This window comes from Xanthobacter sp. DMC47, from assembly GCF_056313845.1.
Genome location: NZ_JBQUZM010000004.1, coordinates 792,109 through 817,298, shown reverse-complemented (window position 1 = coordinate 817,298; position 25,190 = coordinate 792,109). Strand labels below are relative to the sequence as shown.

Genomic DNA, 25,190 nt, shown 5'->3' with positions numbered 1-25,190 from the left:
GGGCGGGACGCGCCCGCTCAGGCCGCCTCCTCCACCCGGCTTCTTCTAGGGCGGGACATCACACCCTGATCAGCCAGCCGGCTGCCGCGCCGCAGTGATCCGACCGTCCACCACCTCGACGATGCGGTCGCACTGCCGGGCGAGGTCCATATTGTGGGTGACGATCAGGAAGGTGGTCGCCCGCTCGCGGTTGATCTGCCGCATCAGCTCGAACACCGCATTGGCCGAGGCCGTATCGAGATTGCCCGTGGGCTCGTCCGCGAGAACGAGGGTGGGGTCCATGGCCAGAGCGCGGGCGACGGCGACGCGCTGCTGCTGCCCGCCGGACATGTTGGTGGCCCGGTTGTTGCGCCATTTGCCGAGGCCGACCCGGTCCAGCAACTCGGCGGCGCGCTCTTCCATCTGGCGGTCGGGATGGCCGCGGTCCACCAGCATGGGCATCATCACGTTCTCGGCCGCGGTGAAGGCCGAGATCAGATAATGATACTGGAACACGAAGCCGATGGTATGGCCCCTGAGCTTGGTCAGGGCCGTGTCCGGCAGGTCGGTGGTGTCCTCGCCATTGATGAGGAGCCGCCCGGACGTGGGCCGGTCCAGCAGCCCGATGATGTTGAGCAGCGTGCTCTTGCCGGAGCCGGACGGCCCCATCAGGGCGACGAATTCGCCGGCGCGGATGGCGAGGTCGATGCCGTGCAGCACCTCCACCTCCACCGACGTGCCGACATTGTAGGACTTGCGGATCAGGTCGAGGACGAGCACGTCAGCCACGGATCGCCTCCACCGGATCAAGGCTTGCCGCCCGCACCGCCGGGGCGACGCCCGCCGCGACGCCGGTGAGGCTGGCGATCGTCGCCGCGGCGACGAAAAGGCCGGGCTCCAGCACCAGCGGAAACAGCTCGGTGCCGTCCACCTGCCGGGCCAGATGGTGCCACAGCATCAGTGCACCGGCGCCGAGCACCGAGCCGACGAGGGAGCCGAGGAAGCCGAGCACCCCGCCCTGGATGAGGAAGATCTGCAAAATCTCCCGCCGCGCGGTGCCCATGGCCCGCAGGATGCCGATGTCCTTGGAGCGCTGGATCACCGAGACGATCAGCACCGCGGCGATGCCGAAGGCCACCGAGAGTGCCACGAACAGGCGGATCAGCGTGTTGGAATTCTGCTGCGCCCGCACCGCCGTGAAGAATTGGGCATTGGTTGCGATCCAACTCTCCGCCTGCACCGGCAGGCTCGCCTCGATCTCCTGGGCGATGGTCTCGGCGGCGTAGATGTCGCTCACCGTCAGGTCGATGGTGGTCACGCCGCCGATCAGGTTGAGCAGGCTCTGGGCGGTGCGCAGCGCCACGAAGGTGTTGCGCTGGTTGGCGCCCTTGTTGCCGAGGTCGAATATGCCGGTGATGGTTAGGATGCGGCCGCGCGCCTCGGCGGAGGTGACGTTGAGCTTGTCGCCCACCGTGGCGCCGAGGTCCTTGGCCAGCTCGGTGCCGATGAGGATGTCGTCGGTGCCCAGCCGCAGCTCGCCGGCGACGATATAGTCCGGCACCCGCACGATCTTGAAATACTGCTCCGGCTCCATCCCGGTGAGGGTGATGGAGCGGCTGGCGTCGCCCCGCACCGCCAGCATGGCGCCCGAGGCGGTGGGGGCCGCCACAACCACATCTGTCCGCGCCCGCATGGCATCGCGGATGGCCTGCCACTGGTCGATGGAGAGGACACGCTGCGCGGGGCGCTGCACCACCGCCGCCTCGAACACGCCCTCCCCCCGCCGCAGCGGCCGGGCCACCTCGTCGGGCGGCAGCAGCTGGATCTGCGGCTGGGAGGTGAGCACCCGCTTGATGAAATTGGCCTGGAGCCCGGCCAGCATGGCCGACATGAAGACGATCACCCCCACGCCGATGGCGATGCCGCTCAGGATGAAGGTGGTCTGCATCCGCCCCTCGGCGAGGAAGCGCAGCGCCGCGATCCAGGCGAAGGGTAGCCAGCGTTTCACGCCTGCACCGGCCGGATGCGCTGGCCGGCCCGCACGCCGGACGAGAGCGGCAGCACCATTTCCCCGGGATCGACGCCCTCCAGTATCTCCACATACTCGCCTGCCCGCAGGCCGATGCGCACCTTCTGCACCCGCGCGCGGCCGTCGCGCACCACCAGCACCCAGGGCGCGGCGGAGGTCGCGTCATGCACCGTGCGTGCCGGAAGGATCACCGCCGCAGCCCGGCGGTCCACCGCGATGTCCACGGAAACGGTCATGTCCTGCCGCAGGTAGGCCGGAGGATCGACCACCGTCAGCTTCACCTCCACCGAGGCGCGGGTGATGTCCACGGAGGGGTTGATGTAGGTCACCGTGGCTGCGAAGCGCTGGTCGGGATAGGCATCGGCCGAGGCCAGCGCGGTCTGGCCGAGCTTCAGCAGGCCGAGATTCTTCTCGTCGATCTGCAGAACCAGCTGCATGTCGCCGGCCGGGGCCAGCACCAGCAGCGCCTTCCCCGCCTGGACGACGGCGCCGCGCTCCACGTTACGGGAGATGAGGACGCCGGCGCGCGGGGCGGTGATGGTGGCGTAGCCGAGGCGCGCCTGCACCATTTCGAGGTTGGCGCTGGCCTGGTTCAGCTGGGTCTCGGCCATCACATAGTCGCTGCCGCCCGGGCTGGAGGTGTAGACCTGAAGCTCGGCGGTGCGCACCTGCGTGCGGGCCACATCGATATTCTTCGTGGCGTCGTCGAGCGTGACGCGCGTGCCGGCGCCGGTCTTGGCGAGCTGCTGGGCGCGATCATAGGCGGCCTCGGCATTGGCAAGGTTGGCCTTGGCCTGCTTCAGCGACTCCTCGGCGGCGGGGCGGGTCAGCTCCTTCATCTGGCGGACGCGGGCTTCCGCCTGCGCTTTCGCGCCCTCGGCCTGGACTTCGAGGGCCTTCAGCTCGTTGGTTTCGAGGGCGACGAGGGGCTGGCCCTGGGTGACGGTCTGCCCTTGGTCCACCAGAACCTCCCGGACCATCCCTGTGATCTGGCTGCCGATCTCGACGCGGAACGCAGTCTCCACGTGCCCGCTCGCCACCACGGTCTTCACCAGCTCGCCGCGGGTGACGGGATAGGCGACGACCTCCGGCCCCAGCAGCCAGCGCGTGAGCGCCCAGGCGAGGGCGGCGGCGAGCAGCAGGGCGCCGCCGATCTGCCATTTGCGACGCCATAGCACTTGCGCAAACCGGCTTCGCGCCGGGCGCTTTGGGACAAGGCGATGATCGGCCATGTGCGTCTGATCCACCGCAATTCCCTACCCGCGTCCGGCCCCCGCCGCATTGCGCTCGATCATGAACGGGCCACGTGACCGGTCGCGTCCGGTCGGGGAACGTGCTTGACGCCTCATGACTCGTGCTCCGTGAAGTCCAAAGCCGCGAGTGGTCGATCCCATCAGTATGCTATCATGGCGCCGTCGGGTCAGAAGGCCGGCTCACCCAGCCCAGCGCTGCGAGCACCACCCCCGCCACACCACAGGTCGCCAGCGTGGGAAAGCATCCCGAGCCTGAACCGGAACATGGCGAGCATGGCCATCGCGGAGAGCGCAGCCACAGGCGCGGCGGGGGCATCGGCGCGCGGGACATGCCCGTTTTCGCCGTGGGCGTCACCCGTCGCCGCCCCCTATAAGGACGCGCCCGGAGAGATCTGCTTTCCCATTTCCATCGAGGGCCGGTGATACATCCCGGCGATCTCAGCCTCGGCGACGGGATTGGGTCATGTGCGTACCAAGCGAGCAGGCCGCTGCAATCGCGGAACGTGCGCAAGAGAGAGGTGCGCACCATCTGCGTGACTTACAATGCTAGGCAGATCGCCGACCCTGGCCGGGCGTCGCATCATCGGGCATTAGAGCGGGGCGCCGCAGATGATCTCGTCCTAGAAGATCCGGAGAAGGTCGGCTGATGGGCCGACAGGGCCGGTTTTGCCGGCGGCGGCCCGGTCATTGTCGGGGGCTTTCCGACTGCCACAGCTGTTCATCAAGCCACCGCGAGGGCGGTAGCGCCTATTTCAAACGGAAGAATGAGATGACGGAACTGATGAGCCTCTCTGACGAGCAGGTGGATACGATGGAAAAGAACTTGGCCGCCGTTTATCGGGCCATCAAGGCCGGCAAGATGTCCGAAGATGATTTTGTGGAATCCGCCGGGCACATCCTTCAAGCGTTGTGTAGCGGAAGCGCGAACAAGTTTGTTACCTTTGTCCTGGATGCCGAGGGCAATGCCCTAATCGAGCAGTGGCGGGGACGCGGAGCATAGGTTCAAATTGTGGACCGGATCGGGAGCTACGAGCCGGTCCAACAACCGCACGAAGGAGGAAGAGTGATGTACGAGGCATTCGATGCTTTTCTCAGAGTTGATTGATGGAATACCAGCCAGCCCAGCGACGGCGAGCGATTTTATAAAGTGCTGCATGAAGTTGTGCAGAAGCCGGGGTTTAATCCGGACCAAATGGGCCAGCACATGCGCGAGAAGTTGGGCGTGTCGAGAGATGATGAGGATCATCCTTTCAATAGCGCCATAGATCGGTACGTGGCAGCTGCGTGGGCCATGAAGGAATACTTGCAAGCGAACAGCCCTTGACTTCCGGAGCGGCTGCGCTGCGCCGGCTGCGGAAATCGCCGGCGGCGCGGCTTCCAGCTGAGGAGCAGCAGATGGTTGAATCGGGAGATCCTGCCCCTCTCGTGGCCGCCGAAGACGTCACGCGGGTGCTGACGGCAGCCATGCACGCGCTGAGGAGCTATCAGCACGGCAATGCGGCGCCAGATCTCGCCGCTCGCACCGCTGATGCGTGCGAGGCATTGCTAGCGCGCCTGGGACGGGCACAGGGGAGCGGCGCACCGCGCGACACCCAGGACGCGATTGCCAGCCTGCAGGCCCTCCACGCGGGCCTCGCGCTGGCCGGTTTCGCACCGATCGTTTCGTCCAAACGTGAAGCAGACGATGTCTGAGATCGAAGCGTTGCGCGCCGGCCTGCTGAAGCTGCGCACCGTGACGGCGGCCATCGCCGCCGAGCTGAATCTGGATCTGGAGGGGACGACGGTTCGGGTGAGCGCGCAGTCGCACGCTGGCGGTCGGAGGCCCTTGGCCGAGGTGTCGCTCGCCGAGTGCTTCGCGGAGGTGGACGCCCTCCTTCAGCGCCAGGCCGGCGCCGCTCGCGGCCTGTAGAAGACGCTTGTCCAGGACGCCTCGCGGCGATGGCCGCGCGGTTCCATATAGGGAGTGGGGGGATGGTGTTGGCTCTGTCACCCGTCTTGGGGTTCGTGAGCGCGTTGTCTGCTTTCGTGGCAGCTTTCTATTGGTTCCGAGCATCGGCAGTGCCGATCGGTCCGAGCTGGGCGGTCAGAGATCTCCCAAGTGGCCTGTCGGAGCCGGTCGATCAGAACCAGGCGTCGAACGGCTGGATTGTGGGTGTGGTCTCGGCTCTGCAGGACGGCGGCAAGCTGAATAGGCGCGGCGCGCTCTGGAGTGGCATCGCCGCGCTGACCGGCGGGGTATCCGTTCTGGCCAATGCATTAGCCAGCTGAGGCGGGAACACTTGGGAAATGGAGGGCGCAGCAGGGCGGCGCGGGGCAGATGGAACGGACGGCGCGCAGCCGGCAAGGGGCAGCACTGCTTCTCGCCTTTGTCCACCCGGCTGACGAAAGGCGTCAGCGCGGGCCGCAGGCGGTACGCCATCGCCGCAGTGCATTGTCCGAATTCCGCCCTTGAATCTACATGTTGCGGGAGGCGCTGAGTGATGCCAGACGCGCAGGTGGTCCACGGCTCGGTCAAATAGATCGACTATGCCGAATTGGCTTCAAGGGGCATCGAAGGCGATGAAAAGCAGCGTCATCCTGACAGATGACGAAGGCGGCCAAGGCTTCCTCACCTTCCTGCCATGGCTGGTCCTCTCTTCGCCTGTGGTCGTCGGCGAGACGGCGTTCGTGCCCGTGACCGCGAGGACAGCTCGCCGAAGGCTGCTCGGCGCCACAGGGGCCACCGTGGCCGCGCTCCTGCGCCGGCATCGCGACGCCCTCGGGCATCGCTTGCGGGGCTTCACGGTTGCCCTCCATCGGCGGGACGGGGCATGGTCATGGAAGACGCAGGACGATGACGCCGTTCGCGAGCGGGTGAATTCCGACAGGCAAATCCTCGCTCTGGCCTGCCTTGCCGAGCAGGAGTTCTTCCGGGGCGGCGCGCATATGAACGGCGGCATGTTCGCCCAGGCGGTGCAGGGTCTGGTTCCGGGGACAGACGGCATCACGTTGGTGAGGCAGCGCAGGGACGGGCAGACGCTCGACGGCGGGTGGGACTTCGCCCACGTCACCCTTCAGGCGCCGACCATCATCCCGCACGACGTCTGCGCGGCGCCATCGGGCAGCCTGCTGCCGGACTTGGTGGCGGCGCGCGCTGCCGGCGCGCCCGCCTGGGACCGCATCCATGCAGCCCTGCCGAGCCGCGCCGCGATTGGCGTCGCGTCCCTACCGGGAAATGCAGTGGTGGAAATTTCAATGATTGCGAGCCTGGAGGCGGTCGTTTAAGCGATATAGAATAATAAATAAGAAGTATAATATGTAAAAATTGCGACAATAATTTCATCGAGTAGAGGCCAATATCGGTCGCTTCGGCGGGCCGTTTCGCCACATCCTGATCCTTGGCGAGGGGAACAAGGCCGTCGCTGAGGAGATAAAGGGAGAGATCGCGACTCGCGACGACCGAGCGAACGGCTTCATGACATCGTCGCCGCCGTCACCAAACTGGAGACAGGGAGGGGGCAAAATCTTCTCGAATATTGCCAAGGCCATCGGCGAGGCAGCAAGCGGATCAACCCTTCGGACTATGGCAAGCCCGGCTCGTCCAACTGTCGCTGATGGGCAAGGCCGACAGCGGGCGAGCGGCGAGAAGGCCGCCCTGCAGGGTCATCTTCGTGAGTTCGGATGCCCAGCCCGCGAAGACGTCAAGCATCGCCGTTCGCACCTGCTCAGCAGGAGGGCGAGAAAGCGCCTTGGCGATCGCCTCAGGCGCGCGCCAAGCCGCATATCCGCGGATGTGGTCATGCCGGTTGCGTTGCGCAACCAGCGCGCGGTTGTCGCCGACGGCGCAGCATGGCGAACCATCATCCACTTGCATCCAGATCAACCATGCCACTCCAGAACATGGAGTAGGCATCCACATCCACATCGTACTTGCGCGCAAAGGTCAGCGTGCCGTTGTTATGAACGCGGAAGACGGACAGCCCGGCCGCGTTCGTCGTCATCCCCGATCCGGCACGCACTTTCACCGGCAGGTTGTGCTCGACCACCATCATCCGGCCGCTCGGATCCATATGGAACGTGCGGGGATGGATACCATGGGTGTCTACATGCTGGATGGGCCGCGGCTCACCCGTCGCCGGGTCAATCGCGAAGACGGCGATGCTGTTCTCGCCGCCCTTGAAGACCTCCGTGCCGTCGACCTCCTCGGTCTGCTCCGCCCGGTTCGCCACATAGACGAACCGGCCGTTGGGGTGGACATGGATGGGTCCTGCGGCCTGCCGCGCCCGTCCGGCGCGTGCCGCATCGAGGGTGGACACCCGGAACAGCAGCTGGGGATCGACCCCGTCTTCGCTCATCCGCAGTAGCGCGATCTGGTTCTGCGTTTCGATGGACAGGAAAATCCATGGCTTCGTCGGATGGAAATCGAGGTGGCGCGGGCCAAAGGCACGGCCCCCATCGGGAGCGATGGAGTCTTTGTTGGAGAGGAGGCCGCGCCGATAGTCGAACACCTTGATCGCGCCCGGCTCCTCGGGGCGCACGGGGGTTCCCTCGTTGCCGCGGGTGACGAGCAGCGCGTGCCGGTTGTCCGGCGTCACGCGGGCCTGATGGGCATAGATACCGGCATCGAGTGCTTCGGGCTGACGGACCTCCTCACCCGGCGTGCCATCCTCGTTGATGCGGTACACTCTGAGTGCGCTCGGCCGGTTGAAGGCGACCAGGATGTACTGCGATGGCATGTCGGTAGAGAGGTGGATAGGGCGCGTGGGCAGCGCTACCGGCGCCCCATACAGCCCAAGCGCGCCGCTGCGTTCATCTATGCTGAGGGCGCTGAGGTGATGGGCGGTGCCCGGCGCTGCGCCGTTGCCGGGCGCGGTGTTGCTGGTGGCGACGTAGAGAAACCGTCGCGAGCGGTGCGGCCAGGCATATTGCACGTTGTCCGGCAGCGTGACCGTGCCGCGCCGCGTCAGGGTCAGGTCCTCCACGTCGACCTCGTAATGGGTGAGGTCCGGGCCGACGTTCGCGTAGAGCGCCAGCCGGCCCGATGGCGTCTGCGCGGACGATGCGGCGGAAAGGGTGAGGCTACCGGCAACAGCGGACAAAAAGGTTCTCCGATCGATCATGGTGCGGCTCCCGCATGGGCTGAAGACTCGCGCCGGGGGGCGCCGGTTCACTCGTCGCGGACGACGAGCTTGAGCAGGAGCGCGAAGACGGTGGACACCGCGAGGAAGCCTGCCATGGCGAGCAGTCCCGCCTCGAAGGTTCCGGTGGCGTCCTTCAGCCAGCCGACGATGGTCGGGCCGAAGAACCCGCCGGTGGTGCCGATGGTGTTGATGAAGGCGATGCCGCCCGCCGCCGCGATGCCGGTGAGGAACCGGGTCGGGATAGACCAGAAAATCGCCCGCGCCGAGGTCACGCCGACGAGCGCCGCCGTGAGCCCCAGCAGGGAGAGATCAAAGCGCCCGGTTGAGATGGCAATGAGAAAGCCGACGGCGGCGAGGCCGCAGCAGGTGGCGAGATTGAACACCTTGCGGCCGGAGCGATCTGCAAAGCGCGCCCAGACGATCATGCCGATGGTGGCGGCGAGATAGGGCAGCGCCGAGATCCAGCCGATCTCAAGATTGGTCAGGCTCTGCTGCTTGAGGATCTGCGGCAGCCAGATCTGGATGCCATAGGAACCGACCGTAAAGCCGAGATAGACCACGGTGCAGATCCACACCCGCACATCGCGCAGGGCGGAGCCGAACTTGGTTACGGCGCGATCGCGCTTCTCGTCCTCGACGCTGGCGATGATGACGCGCCTTTCGTCATCCGTCAGCCACTTGGCGTCCTGCGGCCGGTCGGCCAGGAGCTTCAGCAGGAAGAGGCCGATGATGACCGCCGGGAGCCCCTCGATGATGAACAGCCACTGCCATCCGGCGAGGCCGTAGAACCCGTCCAGTTCCAGCAGCATGCCGCCAAGCGGTCCGCCGATGACCGACGAGAAGGGGATGGCCACGAGGAACCAGGAGAGGATGCGCGCGCGATACTGGGCCGGGAACCAGGCCGACAGGAAAAAGGCGACGCCGGGAAAGAAACCGGCCTCCGCAACGCCCAGCGCGAACCGCATCAGGTAGAAGCTCGTCGGGCCGGAAACCAGGCTCATGGCGCACGACAGGAGCCCCCAGGAGATCATGATGCGCGAGATCCAGATTCGCGCGCCGAACCTGTAGAGCATCATGTTGCTGGGAATTTCGAAGCCGCAATAGCCGATGAACAGGATGCCCGCGCCCCAGCCGAACTGGGTGGCGGAAAGGCCGATGTCGCGGTTCATCTGCAGGGCCGCGAACGCGATGTTGGTTCGATCGAGGAAGTTGAAGACGTAGCCCAGGGTCAGGATGGGCAGCATCCGCCAGATCACTTTTCGGAACGCGGCTTTCCTCAGCGCCTCGTCATCGACCGCAAGGCTGTCTGGACTGGATTGCTCTATGGCTATGTTGGTCACGGTTTCCTCCCGGTTCGGCCTCTTGTTGCCGAGGCCTCTCTTCATTGGCGCCCGTCTCGCGTGGGCAAGGTGATGTCGTCAGCCGCGAGGCGCGCGAGTCGTCAGGTCCTCGAGCTTGGCGAGAAGGACCGGGTCGAGGGCGACGCCGTCGCGCCTCGCCCGCGCGAGATTGCGGTTCTCGATCTCGCCGGGAACCAGCACGGGAGACTTGGGATCGGCCGGAGGGGTCGTGTGGAGGATGTGGGCGAAATCCTCCATGCGCCCGGAGAGCCAATCGGGCGTGCCGAGGCGCCGGGTGTCGATCAGCAGGAAGTAATGGCCAAGATTCTGCGGCTCTTCCGGCGCATCGACCCAGGATTTCACGTGGGTGAGATAGGCCGCACCCGACAGGAGGCCGGCGAGCAAGTCCACCACGAGGGCCAGGCCATAGCCCTTGTGTCCCCCGATGGGCAGCAGGAAGCCATCCAGCGCCGCGTTCGGATCGGTGGTGGGGCGGCCGAGGCGATCGGTCGCCCAGGTGTCGGGAATGGGTTGGCCCGCCTTGGCGGCATTGCGGATCTTGGCCCGGGCCGCGACGCTCACCGCCATGTCGAGGATGATGGGGTCGCCGCCCGGATTGGGAAAGCCGAAGCCGCACGGACTGTTGCCGAGGCGCGCCTCGCGGCCGCCCCAAGGCGCGATCGTGGTGGTGGCGTTGCTGCCGATGAGGCTGGCGAAACCGGACTCCGCGGCGATGTGGCTGTAGGGCGAGACTGGCCCGAAATGATTGCTGCCGCGGGCCAGAGCCAGCGCGACGCCGGTGGTGGCAGCGGCGTCCATCGCGGCCTCCAGCGCCCGCATCCCGACCAAGGGGCCGACGCCATTGTCGCCGTCCACGCGGACCAGCGCCGGTGCGACCTGTTCCACCGTGATGGACGGGCGCGGATTGATGCCGTTGATCTCAAGGCGCTCGCCGTAGGATTCGATGCGGCCCACCCCGTGTGTCGAGAGGCCGAACATCTCCGCCAGCGTAAGGACGCGGGCGGCATCGGCGGCGTCCTTCCGCCCAAGGCCGAGACCCATGAGCGCCGTGGTCGCGAGTTCGGTCAGCTCGGCCTCGGAGAGGACGGGCTTCGATTGCTTGTCCAACAAGACTTTCCTCCACTGCCGCGGACAAGCGCCGAGCTTTTTTGGGGCCCGACGGCCTGCGTGTTGGCAAGGATTATGGCGCTCTGGATAGGAGATAAAAACTACGCTATACATGAATTCAAAACGCAGGAAATATGGGTAATGGATACGCGCTTTCTGGAGTGCTTCGTGGCGGTGGTCGAGCACGGATCCGTCGCCGAGGCCGCGCGCCAGCTCAATCTCGCTCCGACGACGCTGGCACTTAGGATCCGTGCGCTGGAGGAGGAATTGGGCTTCGCCCTCATGGCCCGTTCGGGGCGCACCGCACGGCCTACCTCGGCCGGAGAGGCGCTGGCGCAGCGGGCGGTAGGGATACTTCGGGATCTGCGCGAGCTGAGGACGGTGCAGGATGAAGACAAGCCCCGCGGACAGCTGCGGCTCGGCGTCGCCCAGACCGCCATCGCGACCATCCTGTGCGACGTGCTTCCCGCTCTGGCGCAAAAGTATCCGGACCTGGAGATCATCGTTCAGAAGGGCTCGTCCGCCCACGTTTTTGAAAAGCTCAACGCAGGAGAGGTGGACGCGGGTTTCTTGTTCCACCCGCCTTTCAGCCTGCCCAAGAACCTCGCTTGGCGGGCCCTCAGGGCTGAGCGCTTCCTCGTCATCGCCTCCAGCGGCGAGGCCTGCACTGATCCGCTCCGGCTGCTGAAGGAACGGCCGCTGGTGCGCTACGACCGCTCCCTGTGGTCCGGCCAGATCGCGGAGAACTATCTGCGCCAGCAGCGCATCCGACCGAAGGACAGGATCGAGCTTGATGCGCTCGACGCCATTGCCGTCCTGGTCCATCGCGGGCTCGGCGTCTCGCTGGTGCCGGACCGCGTGTTGCCGTTTCCCGAAGGGCTGGCCCTGCGCAAGCTCGCGCTGCCGGACCCGGCGCCCCGAAGGGAGCTTGGACTGCTGTGGCCGGTGACCTCCACCCATGCTCGAGCGATTCGGATAGCCGAACAGGAGACCGCGCTGGTCATCGGCAACGGAGCCTCCTCAGATGCCGCTCTGACGCAAGCCGGACGCTCCGGAGATTTTATCCGCCCATAAGAGAGTCCGCCGAGCAAACTCCTGGCCCCTCTAACATCGTCTCGGCCGGTGATAGCCTCCCCTCGCCACACGAGGGAGGGAACCATGAAGACGCTCGCCATCGCGCTCGCCCTGCTGTCGTTTTCTGCCGTCGCCGCCTCGGCGGACACGTGCGTCGCGAATGCCGACGCGAAGAAGCTCGCCGGCGCGGCGAGCACCAGCTTCCTCGCCAAGTGCCAGAAGGACGCGACGGCGGCCTGCAACACCCAGGCGGCCGACAAGAAACTGCACGGCGCCGCCCAGACGAGCTTCACCACGAAATGCGTGAAGGATGCCGTGGGGCAGTGATCCCGAGGTCGCTCAGCTCGCCGGCTGGGCTGCGGGCTCGCCCGGCTTCGCCATGGGTGCGTGCCCCTGGGGCCAGACGATGTTCGGTGCGGCGTCGGCGGGCTTCTTCCCCTTTGGACACAGGATGACCCGCAGCGGGTTCGGCGTGTGCTCCAAGGTCGCCCCGGACGCCGCGTCGGCGGCAAGCCCAATCACACCGCCCACAATGGCGTTGCCCACGATCCCGGCCGCAGCGCCCTCGCCGGCAATCCGCGTTTTCACCTCAACCTCTTCCGGTTCGTAACCGGCCCTTGTGAAGGTGACGGAGAACTCGTCCTTCCGGTTCACCGTCATCGTGCACGGGGTGTGCAGGTGAAGCCGGTTGAAGTGCGGACATCCGCGCCGCTCGGTTCCGATTAGCGGACTGCTACCAGGCGGCGGCGGCGGCGCCCGAGGGGCATGGCAACAGCGCCATTGCCGCTTTGCCTGGCGGCCCGCCGGCAGTCTACGACGCGGAGACTTGGGCCGTACCGATCATGCTGTCGCGGGTGACGAGGCGGACGAGATCCTCCTCGCGCGCCTCCTCCGTGTTGGCGGGGCGCTGGGGCAGGACCATGTAACGCATGTCCGCATTGCTGTCGTGGACGCGCACCTTCACGCTGTCCGGCAGTTCCAGCCCAAACTCCTTCAGCACCGCGCGCGGCTCGCGCACGGCACGGGCGCGGTAGGACTTGGAGATGTACCACCACGGCGGCTGGCCCAGCAGCGAGCGCGGATAGCAGGAGCACAGGGTGCAGACGATGACGTTGTGGAGATCGTCCGTATTCTCCACCACCACCAGCTGCGCCTCCTTGATGGTGAAGCCCAGCTCCGCGGCGGCGCCGGCGCCGTCCTTCAGCAGGCGGGCCTTGAAGGCGGGGTCCACCCAAGCGCGGGCCACCAGCCGCGCGCCCCATTCCGGCCGAGGTGCCTCAAGGGCGGCGATCACCTTGTCCGTCTCCTCGGGGGCGAGGAGGCCCTCTTCCAGCAGAATCTGGTGCAAAGCGCGGGTCATAAGGGCGTAATAATCGGAGCCCTGATGACCCTCGATCACGGGAACGGCGCTCATCTCGGCGGGGGAAGCAGATGTCGCAATCATAGTGCGTCGTCCTGTACCGGCGCGAGCCAGTGGTCGTAGACTTCGATCTCCAGCGTGTCGTCGGGCGCGCCGGCATAATCGGGCCACAGGTCACGCTGGCCGAGCCGCACGCGATAAAGGTCGATGGCCGGCAGGCCCGGCCGCGCGCAGGAAAGCTCTTCCGGATTGGGATAGGCGCCGCAATGGCGCTCCACCACCCCCACCTTATGCCGCACATACCAAGGAATGCGCACATGGCCGGGCTTGCCGATGTCGAGGATGCGCACGAGGTCGCCGGGCGTGAAGCGGGGGCCGCTCATGGGCGCGTTCATGGGGCGGGGGTCTCAGTTGGTGGGGCGCTCTTCCCGGAAACCGTCTTGGCAGCGTGGTCCACCTGCCGGCATTCCATGGCGGCGATGGCGTCCATGCGCGCGAGCACGGCGGCGCGGGGCACGATGCCCTTCTCGTCGAGCAGCACGGTGAGGGCTTCCGCCCGTCGCTCGTAGAAGCCGAGGGTGTTGTAGAGGTCCTCGCCGAAGCTCTCGAACACCCGGCGGATCTCGTCGAGGGAGACGATGCGCCCCTTGGCCTCCAGCGCGCCGCGCATGGCCTCGGACAGCTTCTGCCAGTCGGCGAAGGCATATTCGTCCTTCACCACCGGGCCGGCCGGGCGGCCGCCGATGTCGTGATAGCCGCGATAGGGGCCCTTCGGCTGGCCCTGGGGCGCGTCTGAACTCATGGGGCGCTGCTCCTCACCGCCGTCTGGAACACCTCCAGCGCATGGGCCTTCAGCGCCACGAAGCGCGGGTCCGACATGGTCTCGGAATTGCGCGGCCGGGGCAAGTCGATGTCCATGTATTCGGCGATGCGCGACGGCCGGCGGGTGAGGAGCAGCACCTTGTCGGAGAGCCACACGGCCTCTTCCAGATCGTGGCTGACGAGCAGCGTGGTGGTGCGCGTCTCGGTGAGCACCTTCTGGAGCAGGTCGCGCATGGTCAGCGTCATCTCGTAATCGAGCGCGGAGAAGGGCTCGTCGAGGAACAGCACTTCCGGGTCCACCACCAGCGCGCGCATGATGGAGACGGTCTGCTGCTGGCCGCCGGACATCTCATAAGGGTAGCGGTTCAGGTCGAACTTGAGGTCGAACTGCGCCGCCAGCTTCTCGATGCGCCGCGCCCGCTCGGCCTTGGGCACGCCCATCATCTTCAGCGGATAATGGATGTTGTCGATGGCCCGCTGCCAGGGGAACAGCGCCTCGCGATAGTTCTGGAACACATAGCCGATGCGCGTTTCGGCGATGGTCTTGCCGTCGAACAGGATCTGTCCGGCATCATAGGGCAGGATGCCGGAGATCATGTTGATGAGCGTGGACTTGCCGCAGCCGTTCGGCCCGAAGATGGAGACGATGCCGCCGCGCGGGAAGTCGATGTCGAAGCCGGTATAGACCGGGTTGCCGCGGAACGTCTTGGTGAGCCCGCGGATGGTGATGTGCGTGCCGGGCGTGAACCAGGTGAGGTCCGGCAGGGTCTCCCCCGCCGGCTCCCGTACCTTGCGCTCCGTGGCGGTCATGGCGAAGGCGCTCACGACAGGTCGGACGGCTTGAGGATGAAGGGCTTGATGTCGAAGTCCTGCTTCAGCGCGCCCTCGGAGCGGAACACGTTGACGAAGGTCTGGTAGGAGGTCAGATCGGTCTCGTTCAGCTCGGTCCACGGGCGCAGGTAGGGCTGCGCCACGATCTCCACCTGGTCCGGCTTCACCGCCGTGTAGGCGGGCAGGATGGTGCGGAGCGAGGTGTAGTTCTTCTCGGCCATGATGGTGGCCTCGTCGAGCGCCTCCACGAACGCCTTGGCCACCTTGGGCCGTTCCTTGATGAACTTGGTGGTGAGCAGCGACACGCCCGAATAGAAGGGGTCGTAGACGGCCAGCGACATGGGGTTGGTGATGGCGCGCTTCGCCTCGCCCAGTGCCACGGCGATGGAGCCGACGGGCTCCAGCGAGAGCGTCGCGTCCACCGTGCCGGCCACCACCGCCTGAACCTGAAGGCCCACGGCCAGCTCGACGAGGCGCACGTCTTTGTCCGGATCGAGGCCCGCCTTGCGCACCATATAGCGCGACAGCGTGCGCCACTGGATGCCCGGCAGGTGGCCCAGCGACTTGCCCTTCAGGTCGGCGAAGGTGGCGATGGGGGAATTGTTGGCGACGATGAGCGCATCATTGATGCGGTTCACCTTGATGCCGCCGCCCTGCAGGCCGAACACCTTGAAGGTGCCGGGAAACTGCGTCTCGGCGATCACCGCGATGCCGGCGGCGGCGCCCGGCGCGCCCGCGTCGGCCCGGCCGGAGACGAGGGAATCGATGATCTGGTTGGGCGCCTGGAAGCGCACGGATTCGATCTCGATGCCGCGCTTCTCGAACAGCTTCTGCTCCAGCGCCACGTAATAGGCGAAGGACTGCATGATCGGCAGCCAGGAGACCACCACCTTCTCCTTCGGCTGGGCGCGGAGCGGCCGCGGGAAGGACGAGGCGGCGGCGAGCGTCGCGGCGCCGGCGCCGAGGACGAAATTGCGGCGGGTGGTCATGGTCTTTTCCTTCAGGGACAGCGCGGACAGGGCAAAGCGGAAAGGTCGGGCGATCAGCGGCCGGCCCAGTGGACCAGCAGCTTCTCGGTGGCGAGGAAGAGGAGGTTGAGGCCGTAGCCGAGAATGCCGGACACCAGGATGGTGCCGTAGAGCTGCGGCAGGTCGAAGGTGATCTGGCTGTCGATGATGCGCTTGCCGAGGCCGTTGTCGGAGCCGATGAACATCTCGGCCACCACGATCACCACCAGCGCCATGGAGACGCCCGTGCGCAGCCCGATGAAGGTCTGCGGCAGGCTCTCGTAGAACATCACGTCCTTGAACACGCGCAGGCGGGAGGCGCCCATGACGCGGGCCGCGAGCATGCGGGTGGGGCGCGCGTGCATCACGCCGTAGGCCACGTTGAACAGGATGACGAGGAAGGCCGCGAAGGCCGCCACCGAGATCTTCGAGAAATCGCCCAGCCCGAAGATGATCATGAACAGCGGGAACATGGCCGTGGCCGGCGTGGAGCGGAAGAAGTCGATCAGGAATTCGATGGAGCGGTAGAATTTCTCGCTGGCGCCCACCACGATGCCCAGGGGCACGCCCAGCAAGGCGGCGAGGGCGAAGGCGTGGAGCGTGCGCTCCAGCGTGTAGAGAAAATCCTGCCCGAGGCCGGAGCCCATGTTCTCCCAGATGGCCTGGAGCGTGCGCACGGGGGAGGGCAGCAGCTTCGGCGTGACAAGGCCGGCGGCGAACACGCCGTACCAGATCAGGAAGAGGGCCAGCGGGCCGATGGCCATGTATCCCCAGCGGCGCCAGCCCGAAATGTCCGACTGCATTTATTTGCCTATTTTTCGATCAGAAATGGTCAGTTGCATACCGGGGTCGTCGTGACTGATCGTGCGCCTTCCCGCTCGCGGGACGAGCCTCGGAGGGCCGGATCGTTGTGACCAAAGCAAGCGCGGGGCCATCTGCCGCCACGATGCGCGCAATTTTTGCCTTGGGTGGAAGGCCTCCGGGGAAAACCGCGTCCGCAGAGTGGTTTGCGGAGAGAGGCGGTGCTGGCCTGCCGGGCGTCGGTTTGGGCGCAATCGGCGCACTTTGCTACCTCTGATTTAGAGCGTGCGCAATAAAACGAGCCTAATAAATAGGCATTGCACACACTGTGCATGCAATCTCGCTGCGCGGGCTCCGCCCGGACCGGCGTCTGCGAGGCCTGAACACAGAGTAACTACATCTAAAATCACGACTTTTCGTGTGGCTCCCGCCAGCGGCCCGCATCTTGCTGCGGATCCGGCGGGCGCCCGCCGAGGCGTCCGCTCATCTGGAGGAACCCGTGCCCGTCATTGCCGCCGACCCCTATTCCTGGCCCTTCGACGGCGTGATCTCGCCGAAGGACACCGCGCTGGTCGTCATCGACATGCAGACCGATTTCTGCGGCCCCGGCGGCTATGTGGATGCGATGGGGTACGACATCTCCCTGACCCGTGCGCCGCTGGAGCCCATCTCCCGCGTGCTCGCGGCCATGCGGGCGGCGGGATACTGGATCATCCACACCCGCGAGGGGCACCGGCCGGATCTGTCCGACCTGCCGGAGAACAAGCGCTGGCGGTCGCGGCAGATCGGCGCCGGCATCGGCGATCCGGGGCCGTGCGGCAAGGTGCTGGTGCGCGGCGAGGCGGGCTGGGACATCGTGCCCGAACTGGCGCCGCTGCCGGGCGAGATCATCATCGACAAGCCGGGCAAGGGCTCTTTCTATGCCACCGATCTGGAGATGATCCTTCGCACGCGGGGCATCCGCAACCTGGTACTCACGGGCATCACCACGGACGTGTGCGTCCACACCACCATGCGCGAGGCCAATGATCGCGGCTTCGAATGCCTCCTGCTGGAGGACTGTTGCGGCGCCACCGACGCCGGCAACCACGCCGCCGCGGTGAAGATGGTGAAGATGCAGGGCGGCGTCTTCGGCGCGGTCTCCAATGCGCACGATTTTATCGATGCTCTTCCTGCCTGAGCGCCATTCCCGCGCTGGTGCAAGCCGGCGTCGGAGCAGTCGAGGCCGCCCAGGGAAGGTGAACGACACCTCCGCAGCCGCCTTCCCGCATGTGTGCTACCTGAAGCTGGCAACTGGATATGGCCGCGCCGAGGCAAGCCAAACGCGAACCGCGCGGCCCATAAAAAAACGGATGACCTAATCTAACCGGCCCGTTGCTCCTAACCACTGTCCCGCCCCCACAATTTGCCGAGATAGGTTTTCCGGTCATTGAGCCAGAGCCGTCGGGCGCCGCGCGTTTACTCTCGCTCCTTAAACCGCACGCCGGGCCCGTTGCCGTTCTGTTCGATAAAGAGCACGCCCGCAGCTTCTAGGGCCACACGGATGGCATCTACAGCATCGGCAGAGACGGCGCGCCGGCTTCGCTCGAAGTCAACTATCGTGGACAAGCCGAGTTGGGCGGCATCCGCCAAGGCCGGCTGGGTGAGGTCGAGGAGAGCGCGGGCAGCGCGGCATTGTGCTGGGGTCATGTCACTCAACATTTTATGTTGACAGGGGTCCGCGCACGCTTCTAGCGTCTCAACATTAAATGTTGATTACCGCTGGAGCAACACAAATGCCGAACCCCACCGTTCCGGCAGCCGCCCCCGGCTTGCCTGCCGCGCCGAAGCCCGTCGATCCGGTCATTGCGCTGATCGCCCAGTGGCGAGAGGCTCGCGCCGAGTTCGCCTCGCGACCGCCGACCAACACCGAAAGCTGGCATGACGCCTACGGGTGGAGGGCCGATGGGCTGAACGAAGCTCCCTCAGCACAAAGTCTGGAGGGCGCCATTGCGGCACTGGAGTTGGCCCAGACGGAACCCGCCTTCGCGCCCGCGCTGGTCCGGTCGGCACTCGGATTCCTGAAGGCGTTCACCGCTCCGGTAGAGCGGCCAGCGACGCGAGCGGAAATGGAGGCTTATCGCGAGTGGCTCTTCATGGAAGGGCGCCTCCTCGGGATGGAGCTCTATCCGGAGATGGGGGACGATGCCGATCGCGTCATCCCCTGCAACACCGGCGCAGGCGAACTCCATCTGCCACCCTGCGGCTCCTGGAGGAAAATAGCGAAGCCGTCGTCGCGAGCGGTGCGAATTCTCACGGCTGTCGGCGCAAACTTCGAGAAGATCGCCCGCTGCGCAGCAAATGGCGGCGGTATATTGGGACCGGACAAGGCGACCGGATCGGACGACGAGGCCCACCATGGCTGATCCGATCTTCGCCGCCATCGCAGAACACGAGCGGCGCCGGGCCGAGCACGAGGCTGCATTCGACGCGGCGGGCGAGGCCGAACTGGCAGACTGCCCGGACGGCCCTCTCGCTGCCGAAGCTGGCGCCCGGCGCGATGCCGCCTCCGAACGGGAGGTCGAGGCGCTGCAGCAGGTGCTCCACACAGTGCCCGTCACGACGGCCGGCATGCTGGCGTGGCTGGACCACATCAGCGGGCCGGCCGGCTTCGACGGCATCGCACCTCGCGACGACGACGTGGCAGCCATCTTCGGCACGATGCGCGCCTTTGTCATCGGGTCGGAGAGCGGCGCATGAGCGTGATCGCCGCTGCCCTGCGCGAGCTGATAGTCGCCGGTCTCGCCGGCGACGAGCTCGTGGCAGCCGTCGCCCGCATAGAGGCCGAGATGGCGGTCTCGTCGCCGGTGGCTCGTTCGAGCGACGCCGCCGAGCGAAAGCGCGAAGCCGACCGTGAGCGCCAACGTCGGAAGAGAGCGACAGCCAAGGAGGAGAACGGTCGGGCGGACGATCGTCAGAAGTCGCAGTTGTCGCACGAAGTCGCGGAATGTCGCGCGACTTCCGCGACATCGCGCGACGGTGGCGACCCCTCTCCCGAGGAAAAAAGAAAGGTCGCCCCCTGCACCCCCTCTAAAGAAAAAACCCAACCCTCTCCCAATTTCACCCCGTCGGTTCCTAACGGAACCTCCTCCCCCTCGGCGACGGATGGCGATGCCGCAGATCGACCGGACGAACTCGCCGAGGCGCTGGGGGCGTTCAACCGAATGGCGGCTGAGGTCGGGCTTCCCAAAGCGCAGGGGCTGAGCCGGAAACGCCGGTTGGCCCTGAAGGCCCGGTTGCAGGACTGCGGAGGGATCGCCGGCTGGCGGATCGCCATGGATCGAGTTCGCGCGTCCGCGTTCCTCCGCGGCGACAACGACCGAGGATGGCGGGCGAGCCTCGATTTCCTGCTGAAGGCCGAGAGCTTCGCGAAGCTGATGGAGGGGGCATACGACCCGGCGCCGGGAGCGAGGCGGCAACGGGCGGAGCCTCGGTCATCGATGGCCACGGCGATGGCGGAGGTCCTCCTCGAGCACCCCGATTCCGAGTTCGGGAAGCGCGCCAGGGCCGCCGGCTTCCGGAGCGGCGATTTCCGCAGCGGCGACGGGATCCTCGCTGGGATGGCACGGGTGGCCGAGCGGCGCTTCGGGCAGTGGCCGGGATCGTCGGATGGGCCTGTGATCGATGGCGCGGCGGAAGAGCTGTTCAGCGACTACGCCGATGGTTGACGTAGAGGCGGCCGGAACGGCATCCCGACGCTGACCTTAGGGCCATTCCGCGCCTCGGACCCTGAGTGCCCAATACTGCCACGGTCACGCCGAAAATATGCCCGGCGGCAGGAGCACCAACGAGCCGTCGAACAGCGGTCCACCGTCATCATCCTGTTTGGACATCAACATGAAGGGCATCGCCTTCGGGCTTCTCCTCACAGTCGTGGCCGTGTTCCTAAGCGTGAGCCTCACGATGCTTTTCGGCGGCAGCGAGGCTGCGAACTTCCTGCTGTCCCTCGGTGGGACGGTGGTGGCCTTGGCGCTGGATTTCAGCTCCTTCGCCTGACCGTCATTGATCCGCCGCTACATATCGGCCGGCTGCACCTCCGTGGCGAACGAGATCGTCATGGCGCCACGATCTGAACTGCCCCTATTCCGACGAGGGCAACACGCGTCCAGACTGGAAGGAGAGTCGGAAATGAGGCGCCCTTCACCTGATACCCCTGGCCTATCTTGGCGTCCTCGCAAGGGCGGTCTAGCCGCATATTGGATTGCGCGCCCTTTATCCGTGAAGCAGGGGTTTCTGCCGGCGATCGTGCGAATCCATTTCGATCCGGCCGATCCACTCCACATGAGCCACATCGCTGCGCGCTGCCGCGATTTGCAGGGCCAGATGCTGACATGGTCCGCAGAGAACCGTTTCCCCGACCACGACGTCTATGACGGCACCTTGCGCTCGCTGATCCGCCGCTACCAGACCGATGCCGAAAGCCCATATCGCGAGCTGCGCCCGCGCACCCAGGGCTTCTACGATTATGGCCTCGCGCTTCTCGACAAGAATGTGGGCGGCTCCGACATCGCCGAAGTCACCGGGCCCGACGTGCGGCGCTGGTACAAGAAGCTGAAGGAGCCGGCGCCGCTTACCGATGCCCAGAAGAAGCGCGGGATCACCGAGAACCCGGAACGCGTGCGGCGCGCCTATGCCGCGATCCAGATGCTGCGGGTGGTGGTCAACTATGGCCGGTCACTGAAGCTGTCCGAATGCCGCGACCTCGGCGATGCGCTGTCCGCTATGGAGTTCAAGGGCGTCCAGCGTCGCGAAACCCGGATCACGCACGCCCAGGTGTGTGCCTTCCGCAAGGCCGCGCACGAGGCCGGCCGTCCATCCATGGCGCTCGGCATCACGCTCCAGTTCGACCTCGGCATGCGGCAGCGGGACGTGATCGGCGAGTGGCTTCCCGACACCTCACCCGGCGCCGAGGGGATCGTTGACCACGGCCTGCGCTGGGGCGACGGCCTCGCCTTCAGCCACATCGTGGGTACCGTCCTGCGGAAGCGGACCAGCAAGACCGGTAAGGTGGTCGAGCACGATCTGGCGCAGCTACCCGACACCCTCGCGGAACTGGAGCGCATCCCACCCCTGAGACGCATCGGCCCCCTGGTGCTCAATGAGGAGACGGGACTGCCCTACAAGCGCCGCGTCTACACCAAGTGGTTCCGCACCATCGCGCGCGAGGCGGGCATCCCCGACGAGGTGTGGAGCATGGATGCGCGGGCCGGTGCCGTGACGGAAGCCCTCGACGCCGGCGCCCAGCCCCTCGACGTGATGAACGCCGCCGGGCACACCCAGCTTTCCACCACGCAGGGCTATGACCGCACGACGCTGAAGAAGACCGCTCGCGTAGCGCAACTCCGAGTGGCGAGTAGAAAGAAGCCGAATGGCTGCGGAGAGATTGACCCCGCCTAAGCTGTTCATCCGCTTGCCAAAAATACGTGCCTTCACCCGCTCGCAGACGGAGGAGAAAGCAATGGCCCCTCGTGCCGAAATGCCCCTATTTCCGTGTGAAGCCGATATTGCCAGAGCGGTCCTCGGACCAGGGCGTGTCGGTGATTGGAAAATTCTGGTGCCATCTCTTGAGCGCCAGGGCCTCCCCCGCATCGACCCAATGTTCGGCGGGCGCTACTGGCCGGCCGTGAAGTTGTGGTTCGATCGCAGAGCGGGCATCACGAACGTCACGATCCCGGCCCGCCCCAGGGATGGCGACGTTCGAAGCCGCGAGACGTGGTCGTGACATGCAGCCGAGCGGACGCTTTTCCCTCGCTGAACAGATGGGCGCCGGCGCTGCCCACTGCTATGGTTGATCCTCGTCCCTAGTGTCGGAGAACACGATCTGCGCGCCGCTGCCCAACGGCTCCGGCTGGTGATGACCACGCTGGATGATCACGACGATGCCGGGCCGCACATCGGAAGGTGGTGCGGCATCAGCCTGCTGCGCCAGATCTTCGAGGACACGGATCGCCTGGACCGCCGCACCCTTGGCTTCATTCTGATCCCTCAGCTCGGCCAGACGGTGGACGTTGCGCGGACGCTGCGATGTTTTGAAGGCTGCCATTTCGGCGTTGAGCGCGGCCCGGAACTTCGGATCCTGGGCGCACATGTGGGCATTTCGCTCGGTCATCCCGGCTTCGATGGCGGCGTCGGCGAGCTTGAGGCCCCGCCACACCATGCCGTCGATCAGGGCCCGGCGCTTCGGCGTCATCGGGTCGGGTGTGGTCAGCTCAGGGAGAAGGTCGTCTTCGCTCTCGTCGATCATCATGTCTTCCTCAGCGCATTCGGATTTCGGCCAGGGGAGCCGGTGGGCGCGGCGCCGGCGCGGGCGGCATGGCGGGTGCAGTCGGAGCCTTCCTCCGCCGCTTCCGCTTCAGCGACGGCCCGCCCGGCTGGATGGCAGCCTTGAGCAGTGGCGACGCCCGGAAGCGCAGGCTGTACCGCGTCCCATCGCCCGGCACCTGCCGTAGCAGGGTCTCGGAGAAGCGAACCTGAGCCATCCGCCGGGGAGGAATTGGCCTGTGGCCCGGCACATTGCCCTGAAGGCCGATCGTCGTTCCTCCGAAGCGGGAATAGAACGTGCCGAAGCCGGGGATTTGCACGTCGCGGCCGGCCGCCAATTCGCGGGCGATCACCCGCATGATGATGGCGGTCATGTCGCTGGCGAGCAGCCAGGCACCTCGCCGGTCCCTCTCGCCTTTCCGGCAGCCGAGGGCACGGCGCGAGAGCGGCTTCCAGCGCCGGCGGACTTCGGTCCGGATGCGGTTGCGCATGCCGTTCTCAGCGTCGGTCACTCCGCGGCCTCTCTGATCTCGTGGAGAGCTTCGGCCGGAGCAGCCTCAGCCGCAGCGGCTTCCTCCTTGGCCTTGCGCCGCCGGTTCCGGCCCGGGAGGCGGACGAACTCGCCGTCGTGGTGACGGCGCATCCCGCCACCTTCGAGCGAGAGCCCGAGCTGTGACGGGTCATGCTCGGGCCGTTCGGAAGGAGGGCGCGTTTCGAACAGGACGAGGCCCACGCCATAGGTGTCGAGCAACAGGTCGAGCGACACCGGCCCGAGCCGTCGGCCGCTATCCCGGTCCCAGGCCTCCAGCTTCCCGCAATAGCCATCCTGGAGGCCGGACTTGTCGTCGACTTCGAGCTGGGAGAGGCCAAGTTCCTTGCGTCGCGCCTTCAGGGCGTTCATCAGGCCGCGGTAATTCCAGCAATAGGCGAGGGTCTCGTGGTCGGCGTTCATGCGGTCCGCACCACCTTCTCCGCCATGGCGGACACGGCGCGCGGCGTGGCGCAGTCCGGGCAGGGCAGGACGCTGCATAGATCCTCTGGCGCGCGTTCAAGATGCTCGGCGGTGAGGTCCGCGAACGCCATGTGCGCGACGACGCGGCAGCCCGGGCACCAGGCCGATAGCCGGTTGAAGCCGAAGCCGGCGAGATAGGAGAGCGAGATGCCGGCTGCGCTGGCTGGTGTTGCGGCTGGCGGGGATGCGGGGCGAGGCGCGCGCGGCTTCCGATCGAGAGCCGGCAGCGGCCGCGCAAAGCTCGTCTCGGGATCCCAGCGCTTGCGGGGCGCGCCCCAGTTCATCCGGGTCATCGCACGCTTTGCAGCAGTGCGAGCCAATAAGAGCTTTCCATGAAGATGGGCCGCTTCGCCCTCATCGCTTCATCCCGCCATAGCCAATCTTCGCCATGCCGGTGACGGCGTCGAGCCCACCTCCGACCAGCGCCATGTTCGCGGCCGAGCGTCGGAATGCGGCTTCATCCAGCTTGGCGTTCGCTTCCATGTTCAGGTTGTCCACCCGAATGCGCCTTTCGCGATCGGACACACGCCGCTGCTCGTCCATGATGGCCTGCCTCGTCGGGCTATCCAGCCCCACGCCGGCCGAAGCGCTTTGCGAGCTGATGTTGGATAGCGTGCGGTTCAGCTCTTCGCGCAGAGCGGTGTCCGTCTGCGCCGCCTGCGTCTTCGCCACCATGGCGTCACGCTCGGCGATCACCGCGGCATAGCGTTGGGCTTGAGATTCCCCATAAGCCTTGAAGCCGGACGATGCTCCGGTCAGGGCGGCAAGGGCAAGGGTTTCGGCACCCATCAGATGTGCTCCCGAGACGTGCCGAAGCGACCTTTGTTGGCGAGGACCCGACTGAGCTCTTCAACCAGCGTCCCCTCGCACGGAGGTGTCACCTGGGCATCGGCGAAGCGGGGAATATTACTCGGGCGGGCGAGGTGCGCGGGGAACGGCGCGGCGGTCGCGACGCCCCGCTCCTCCGGCGCCTGCATGTTGTGGGTGCACGCATCGCTCGACATGGAGTTCTCCCGGCTCCGGCCTGGCAGGGCCGGAGCGCGAACGAAGGGGGTCGCTGAGCGACCGCCGGAGCCGGGAGAATTCGAGATCGGTGGCCGCGCTCACCCGCTGCCAGCAGGTGCTGCAGAGGAG

At 66.3% G+C, this 25,190-nt stretch carries 33 protein-coding genes; 13 read left to right on the top strand and 20 right to left on the bottom strand.

Features of this window, described 5'->3' with window-relative positions:
* Nucleotides 1–69: 69 nt before the first annotated feature.
* From ACT54R_RS15620 to ACT54R_RS15610, 3 genes are read right to left on the bottom strand one after another with little or no spacing between them, the layout of a single operon-like run.
* Nucleotides 70–768: an ABC transporter ATP-binding protein gene (locus ACT54R_RS15620; RefSeq protein ID WP_476327738.1), complete on the bottom strand. Its 699-nt coding sequence runs from the start codon at nt 766–768 to the stop codon at nt 70–72.
* A complete protein-coding gene (locus tag ACT54R_RS15615; protein WP_476327736.1) occupies nt 761–1,987 on the bottom strand; it encodes an ABC transporter permease in 1,227 nt (408 codons plus the stop codon). Before ACT54R_RS15615 ends, ACT54R_RS15620 begins: the two co-directional genes overlap by 8 nt.
* Complete coding sequence (locus tag ACT54R_RS15610; RefSeq protein ID WP_476327734.1) at nt 1,984–3,240, bottom strand: efflux RND transporter periplasmic adaptor subunit; 1,257 nt, start codon at nt 3,238–3,240, stop codon at nt 1,984–1,986. The genes ACT54R_RS15615 and ACT54R_RS15610 overlap by 4 nt, the downstream gene beginning before the upstream one ends.
* Nucleotides 3,241–4,030: 790 nt before the next feature.
* Here ACT54R_RS15610 and ACT54R_RS15605 point away from each other — a divergent pair.
* The 5 genes from ACT54R_RS15605 to ACT54R_RS15585 all read left to right on the top strand — a co-directional run bounded on the left by ACT54R_RS15605 (nt 4,031) and on the right by ACT54R_RS15585 (nt 6,525).
* Nucleotides 4,031–4,261: a hypothetical protein gene (locus ACT54R_RS15605; protein WP_476327732.1), complete on the top strand. Its 231-nt coding sequence runs from the start codon at nt 4,031–4,033 to the stop codon at nt 4,259–4,261.
* Nucleotides 4,262–4,656: 395 nt separating this feature from the next.
* Nucleotides 4,657–4,953, top strand: coding sequence for a hypothetical protein (locus tag ACT54R_RS15600; protein ID WP_476327731.1), 297 nt, complete (start codon nt 4,657–4,659; stop codon nt 4,951–4,953).
* On the top strand, nt 4,946–5,170 hold the full coding sequence (locus tag ACT54R_RS15595) for a hypothetical protein (RefSeq protein WP_476327729.1): 225 nt from the start codon (nt 4,946–4,948) through the stop codon (nt 5,168–5,170). Before ACT54R_RS15600 ends, ACT54R_RS15595 begins: the two co-directional genes overlap by 8 nt.
* Nucleotides 5,171–5,232: 62 nt before the next feature.
* Nucleotides 5,233–5,529, top strand: a complete 297-nt coding sequence (locus tag ACT54R_RS15590) for a hypothetical protein (protein WP_476327727.1) — start codon at nt 5,233–5,235, stop codon at nt 5,527–5,529.
* A gap of 291 nt (nt 5,530–5,820) precedes the next feature.
* Nucleotides 5,821–6,525, top strand: a complete 705-nt coding sequence (locus ACT54R_RS15585; RefSeq protein ID WP_476327725.1) for a hypothetical protein — start codon at nt 5,821–5,823, stop codon at nt 6,523–6,525.
* A gap of 283 nt (nt 6,526–6,808) precedes the next feature.
* On the opposite strand, the gene ACT54R_RS15580 is transcribed toward ACT54R_RS15585, so the two are convergent.
* From ACT54R_RS15580 to ACT54R_RS15565, 4 genes are all read right to left on the bottom strand, one after another.
* Nucleotides 6,809–7,123, bottom strand: a complete 315-nt coding sequence (locus tag ACT54R_RS15580) for a hypothetical protein (protein ID WP_476327723.1) — start codon at nt 7,121–7,123, stop codon at nt 6,809–6,811.
* The gene (locus tag ACT54R_RS15575; RefSeq protein ID WP_476327721.1) at nt 7,101–8,360 is read right to left on the bottom strand and encodes a lactonase family protein; all 1,260 of its coding nucleotides are present in this window, start codon (nt 8,358–8,360) and stop codon (nt 7,101–7,103) included. The genes ACT54R_RS15580 and ACT54R_RS15575 overlap by 23 nt, the downstream gene beginning before the upstream one ends.
* A gap of 47 nt (nt 8,361–8,407) precedes the next feature.
* Nucleotides 8,408–9,721 (bottom strand): MFS transporter, encoded by a 1,314-nt coding sequence (locus ACT54R_RS15570; protein ID WP_476327719.1) that lies wholly within the window; start codon nt 9,719–9,721, stop codon nt 8,408–8,410.
* 78 nt (nt 9,722–9,799) lie between these two features.
* On the bottom strand, nt 9,800–10,849 hold the full coding sequence (locus tag ACT54R_RS15565; protein WP_476327717.1) for an Ldh family oxidoreductase: 1,050 nt from the start codon (nt 10,847–10,849) through the stop codon (nt 9,800–9,802).
* 75 nt (nt 10,850–10,924) lie between these two features.
* Here ACT54R_RS15565 and ACT54R_RS15560 point away from each other — a divergent pair, with 75 nt between their 5' ends.
* Together ACT54R_RS15560 and ACT54R_RS15555 are read left to right on the top strand one after the other, a co-directional pair.
* On the top strand, nt 10,925–11,923 hold the full coding sequence (locus tag ACT54R_RS15560; protein ID WP_476327715.1) for a LysR substrate-binding domain-containing protein: 999 nt from the start codon (nt 10,925–10,927) through the stop codon (nt 11,921–11,923).
* 84 nt (nt 11,924–12,007) lie between these two features.
* Nucleotides 12,008–12,250 (top strand): hypothetical protein, encoded by a 243-nt coding sequence (locus ACT54R_RS15555; protein WP_476327713.1) that lies wholly within the window; start codon nt 12,008–12,010, stop codon nt 12,248–12,250.
* Between the two features lie 12 nt (nt 12,251–12,262).
* Here the strand turns inward: ACT54R_RS15555 and ACT54R_RS15550 are convergent, their stop codons facing one another.
* The 7 genes from ACT54R_RS15550 to ACT54R_RS15520 all read right to left on the bottom strand — a co-directional run bounded on the left by ACT54R_RS15550 (nt 12,263) and on the right by ACT54R_RS15520 (nt 16,746).
* Nucleotides 12,263–12,577, bottom strand: a complete 315-nt coding sequence (locus ACT54R_RS15550) for a hypothetical protein (RefSeq protein ID WP_476327711.1) — start codon at nt 12,575–12,577, stop codon at nt 12,263–12,265.
* A gap of 157 nt (nt 12,578–12,734) precedes the next feature.
* Entirely contained in the window at nt 12,735–13,367 is a 633-nt protein-coding gene (gene nthA, locus ACT54R_RS15545; protein ID WP_476327709.1) for a nitrile hydratase subunit alpha, read from the bottom strand.
* Nucleotides 13,364–13,666 carry an SH3-like domain-containing protein gene (locus ACT54R_RS15540; RefSeq protein WP_476327707.1) on the bottom strand — a complete coding sequence of 101 codons (303 nt, stop codon included), beginning with the start codon at nt 13,664–13,666 and terminating at the stop codon, nt 13,364–13,366. Before ACT54R_RS15540 ends, nthA begins: the two co-directional genes overlap by 4 nt.
* 8 nt (nt 13,667–13,674) lie before the next feature.
* Entirely contained in the window at nt 13,675–14,085 is a 411-nt protein-coding gene (locus ACT54R_RS15535) for a hypothetical protein (protein WP_476327705.1), read from the bottom strand.
* Nucleotides 14,082–14,915: an ABC transporter ATP-binding protein gene (locus tag ACT54R_RS15530; protein WP_476327703.1), complete on the bottom strand. Its 834-nt coding sequence runs from the start codon at nt 14,913–14,915 to the stop codon at nt 14,082–14,084. The genes ACT54R_RS15535 and ACT54R_RS15530 overlap by 4 nt, the downstream gene beginning before the upstream one ends.
* Nucleotides 14,916–14,926: 11 nt before the next feature.
* Nucleotides 14,927–15,925, bottom strand: a complete 999-nt coding sequence (locus ACT54R_RS15525; protein WP_476327701.1) for an ABC transporter substrate-binding protein — start codon at nt 15,923–15,925, stop codon at nt 14,927–14,929.
* Between the two features lie 53 nt (nt 15,926–15,978).
* Nucleotides 15,979–16,746 (bottom strand): ABC transporter permease, encoded by a 768-nt coding sequence (locus ACT54R_RS15520; protein ID WP_476327699.1) that lies wholly within the window; start codon nt 16,744–16,746, stop codon nt 15,979–15,981.
* Between the two features lie 485 nt (nt 16,747–17,231).
* Between ACT54R_RS15520 and biuH the strand changes: the two genes are divergently transcribed.
* From biuH to ACT54R_RS15490, 6 genes are all read left to right on the top strand, one after another.
* Nucleotides 17,232–17,924, top strand: a complete 693-nt coding sequence (gene biuH, locus ACT54R_RS15515) for a biuret amidohydrolase (RefSeq protein WP_476329197.1) — start codon at nt 17,232–17,234, stop codon at nt 17,922–17,924.
* Between the two features lie 595 nt (nt 17,925–18,519).
* Nucleotides 18,520–19,149, top strand: a complete 630-nt coding sequence (locus ACT54R_RS15510; protein WP_476327697.1) for a hypothetical protein — start codon at nt 18,520–18,522, stop codon at nt 19,147–19,149.
* The gene (locus ACT54R_RS15505; protein WP_476327695.1) at nt 19,142–19,483 is read left to right on the top strand and encodes a hypothetical protein; all 342 of its coding nucleotides are present in this window, start codon (nt 19,142–19,144) and stop codon (nt 19,481–19,483) included. Before ACT54R_RS15510 ends, ACT54R_RS15505 begins: the two co-directional genes overlap by 8 nt.
* A complete protein-coding gene (locus ACT54R_RS15500) occupies nt 19,480–20,451 on the top strand; it encodes a hypothetical protein (RefSeq protein ID WP_476327693.1) in 972 nt (323 codons plus the stop codon). Before ACT54R_RS15505 ends, ACT54R_RS15500 begins: the two co-directional genes overlap by 4 nt.
* Nucleotides 20,452–20,620: 169 nt before the next feature.
* Entirely contained in the window at nt 20,621–20,779 is a 159-nt protein-coding gene (locus ACT54R_RS15495; protein WP_476327691.1) for a hypothetical protein, read from the top strand.
* A gap of 285 nt (nt 20,780–21,064) precedes the next feature.
* Nucleotides 21,065–22,180: a tyrosine-type recombinase/integrase gene (locus ACT54R_RS15490; protein ID WP_476327689.1), complete on the top strand. Its 1,116-nt coding sequence runs from the start codon at nt 21,065–21,067 to the stop codon at nt 22,178–22,180.
* 385 nt (nt 22,181–22,565) lie between these two features.
* On the opposite strand, the gene ACT54R_RS15485 is transcribed toward ACT54R_RS15490, so the two are convergent.
* From ACT54R_RS15485 to ACT54R_RS15460, 6 genes are all read right to left on the bottom strand, one after another.
* Nucleotides 22,566–23,030: a hypothetical protein gene (locus ACT54R_RS15485; protein ID WP_476327687.1), complete on the bottom strand. Its 465-nt coding sequence runs from the start codon at nt 23,028–23,030 to the stop codon at nt 22,566–22,568.
* Between the two features lie 7 nt (nt 23,031–23,037).
* Nucleotides 23,038–23,556, bottom strand: coding sequence for a hypothetical protein (locus ACT54R_RS15480; protein WP_476327685.1), 519 nt, complete (start codon nt 23,554–23,556; stop codon nt 23,038–23,040).
* A complete protein-coding gene (locus tag ACT54R_RS15475; RefSeq protein ID WP_476327683.1) occupies nt 23,553–23,996 on the bottom strand; it encodes a helix-turn-helix domain-containing protein in 444 nt (147 codons plus the stop codon). The genes ACT54R_RS15480 and ACT54R_RS15475 overlap by 4 nt, the downstream gene beginning before the upstream one ends.
* Nucleotides 23,993–24,349 carry a hypothetical protein gene (locus ACT54R_RS15470; protein ID WP_476327681.1) on the bottom strand — a complete coding sequence of 119 codons (357 nt, stop codon included), beginning with the start codon at nt 24,347–24,349 and terminating at the stop codon, nt 23,993–23,995. The genes ACT54R_RS15475 and ACT54R_RS15470 overlap by 4 nt, the downstream gene beginning before the upstream one ends.
* A gap of 61 nt (nt 24,350–24,410) precedes the next feature.
* Nucleotides 24,411–24,845 carry a hypothetical protein gene (locus ACT54R_RS15465; RefSeq protein ID WP_024279350.1) on the bottom strand — a complete coding sequence of 145 codons (435 nt, stop codon included), beginning with the start codon at nt 24,843–24,845 and terminating at the stop codon, nt 24,411–24,413.
* The gene (locus ACT54R_RS15460; protein ID WP_476327679.1) at nt 24,845–25,060 is read right to left on the bottom strand and encodes a hypothetical protein; all 216 of its coding nucleotides are present in this window, start codon (nt 25,058–25,060) and stop codon (nt 24,845–24,847) included. The genes ACT54R_RS15465 and ACT54R_RS15460 overlap by 1 nt, the downstream gene beginning before the upstream one ends.
* Between the last annotated feature and the right edge of the window lie 130 nt (nt 25,061–25,190).

Coding starts and splice junctions, on each gene's coding strand:
- ACT54R_RS15610 (WP_476327734.1), bottom strand. CDS start 3,240: ATGGCCGATCATCGCCTTGTCCCAAAGCGCCCGGCGCGAAGCCGGTTT.
- ACT54R_RS15605 (WP_476327732.1), top strand. CDS start 4,031: ATGACGGAACTGATGAGCCTCTCTGACGAGCAGGTGGATACGATGGAA.
- ACT54R_RS15600 (WP_476327731.1), top strand. CDS start 4,657: ATGGTTGAATCGGGAGATCCTGCCCCTCTCGTGGCCGCCGAAGACGTC.
- ACT54R_RS15595 (WP_476327729.1), top strand. CDS start 4,946: ATGTCTGAGATCGAAGCGTTGCGCGCCGGCCTGCTGAAGCTGCGCACC.
- ACT54R_RS15590 (WP_476327727.1), top strand. CDS start 5,233: ATGGTGTTGGCTCTGTCACCCGTCTTGGGGTTCGTGAGCGCGTTGTCT.
- ACT54R_RS15585 (WP_476327725.1), top strand. CDS start 5,821: ATGAAAAGCAGCGTCATCCTGACAGATGACGAAGGCGGCCAAGGCTTC.
- ACT54R_RS15575 (WP_476327721.1), bottom strand. CDS start 8,360: ATGATCGATCGGAGAACCTTTTTGTCCGCTGTTGCCGGTAGCCTCACC.
- ACT54R_RS15560 (WP_476327715.1), top strand. CDS start 10,925: ATGGCGCTCTGGATAGGAGATAAAAACTACGCTATACATGAATTCAAA.
- ACT54R_RS15555 (WP_476327713.1), top strand. CDS start 12,008: ATGAAGACGCTCGCCATCGCGCTCGCCCTGCTGTCGTTTTCTGCCGTC.
- nthA (WP_476327709.1), bottom strand. CDS start 13,367: ATGATTGCGACATCTGCTTCCCCCGCCGAGATGAGCGCCGTTCCCGTG.
- ACT54R_RS15540 (WP_476327707.1), bottom strand. CDS start 13,666: ATGAGCGGCCCCCGCTTCACGCCCGGCGACCTCGTGCGCATCCTCGAC.
- ACT54R_RS15535 (WP_476327705.1), bottom strand. CDS start 14,085: ATGAGTTCAGACGCGCCCCAGGGCCAGCCGAAGGGCCCCTATCGCGGC.
- ACT54R_RS15530 (WP_476327703.1), bottom strand. CDS start 14,915: ATGACCGCCACGGAGCGCAAGGTACGGGAGCCGGCGGGGGAGACCCTG.
- ACT54R_RS15525 (WP_476327701.1), bottom strand. CDS start 15,925: ATGACCACCCGCCGCAATTTCGTCCTCGGCGCCGGCGCCGCGACGCTC.
- ACT54R_RS15520 (WP_476327699.1), bottom strand. CDS start 16,746: ATGCAGTCGGACATTTCGGGCTGGCGCCGCTGGGGATACATGGCCATC.
- ACT54R_RS15510 (WP_476327697.1), top strand. CDS start 18,520: ATGCCGAACCCCACCGTTCCGGCAGCCGCCCCCGGCTTGCCTGCCGCG.
- ACT54R_RS15505 (WP_476327695.1), top strand. CDS start 19,142: ATGGCTGATCCGATCTTCGCCGCCATCGCAGAACACGAGCGGCGCCGG.
- ACT54R_RS15500 (WP_476327693.1), top strand. CDS start 19,480: ATGAGCGTGATCGCCGCTGCCCTGCGCGAGCTGATAGTCGCCGGTCTC.
- ACT54R_RS15495 (WP_476327691.1), top strand. CDS start 20,621: ATGAAGGGCATCGCCTTCGGGCTTCTCCTCACAGTCGTGGCCGTGTTC.
- ACT54R_RS15490 (WP_476327689.1), top strand. CDS start 21,065: ATGAGCCACATCGCTGCGCGCTGCCGCGATTTGCAGGGCCAGATGCTG.
- ACT54R_RS15485 (WP_476327687.1), bottom strand. CDS start 23,030: ATGATGATCGACGAGAGCGAAGACGACCTTCTCCCTGAGCTGACCACA.
- ACT54R_RS15475 (WP_476327683.1), bottom strand. CDS start 23,996: ATGAACGCCGACCACGAGACCCTCGCCTATTGCTGGAATTACCGCGGC.
- ACT54R_RS15470 (WP_476327681.1), bottom strand. CDS start 24,349: ATGACCCGGATGAACTGGGGCGCGCCCCGCAAGCGCTGGGATCCCGAG.
- ACT54R_RS15465 (WP_024279350.1), bottom strand. CDS start 24,845: ATGGGTGCCGAAACCCTTGCCCTTGCCGCCCTGACCGGAGCATCGTCC.
- ACT54R_RS15460 (WP_476327679.1), bottom strand. CDS start 25,060: ATGTCGAGCGATGCGTGCACCCACAACATGCAGGCGCCGGAGGAGCGG.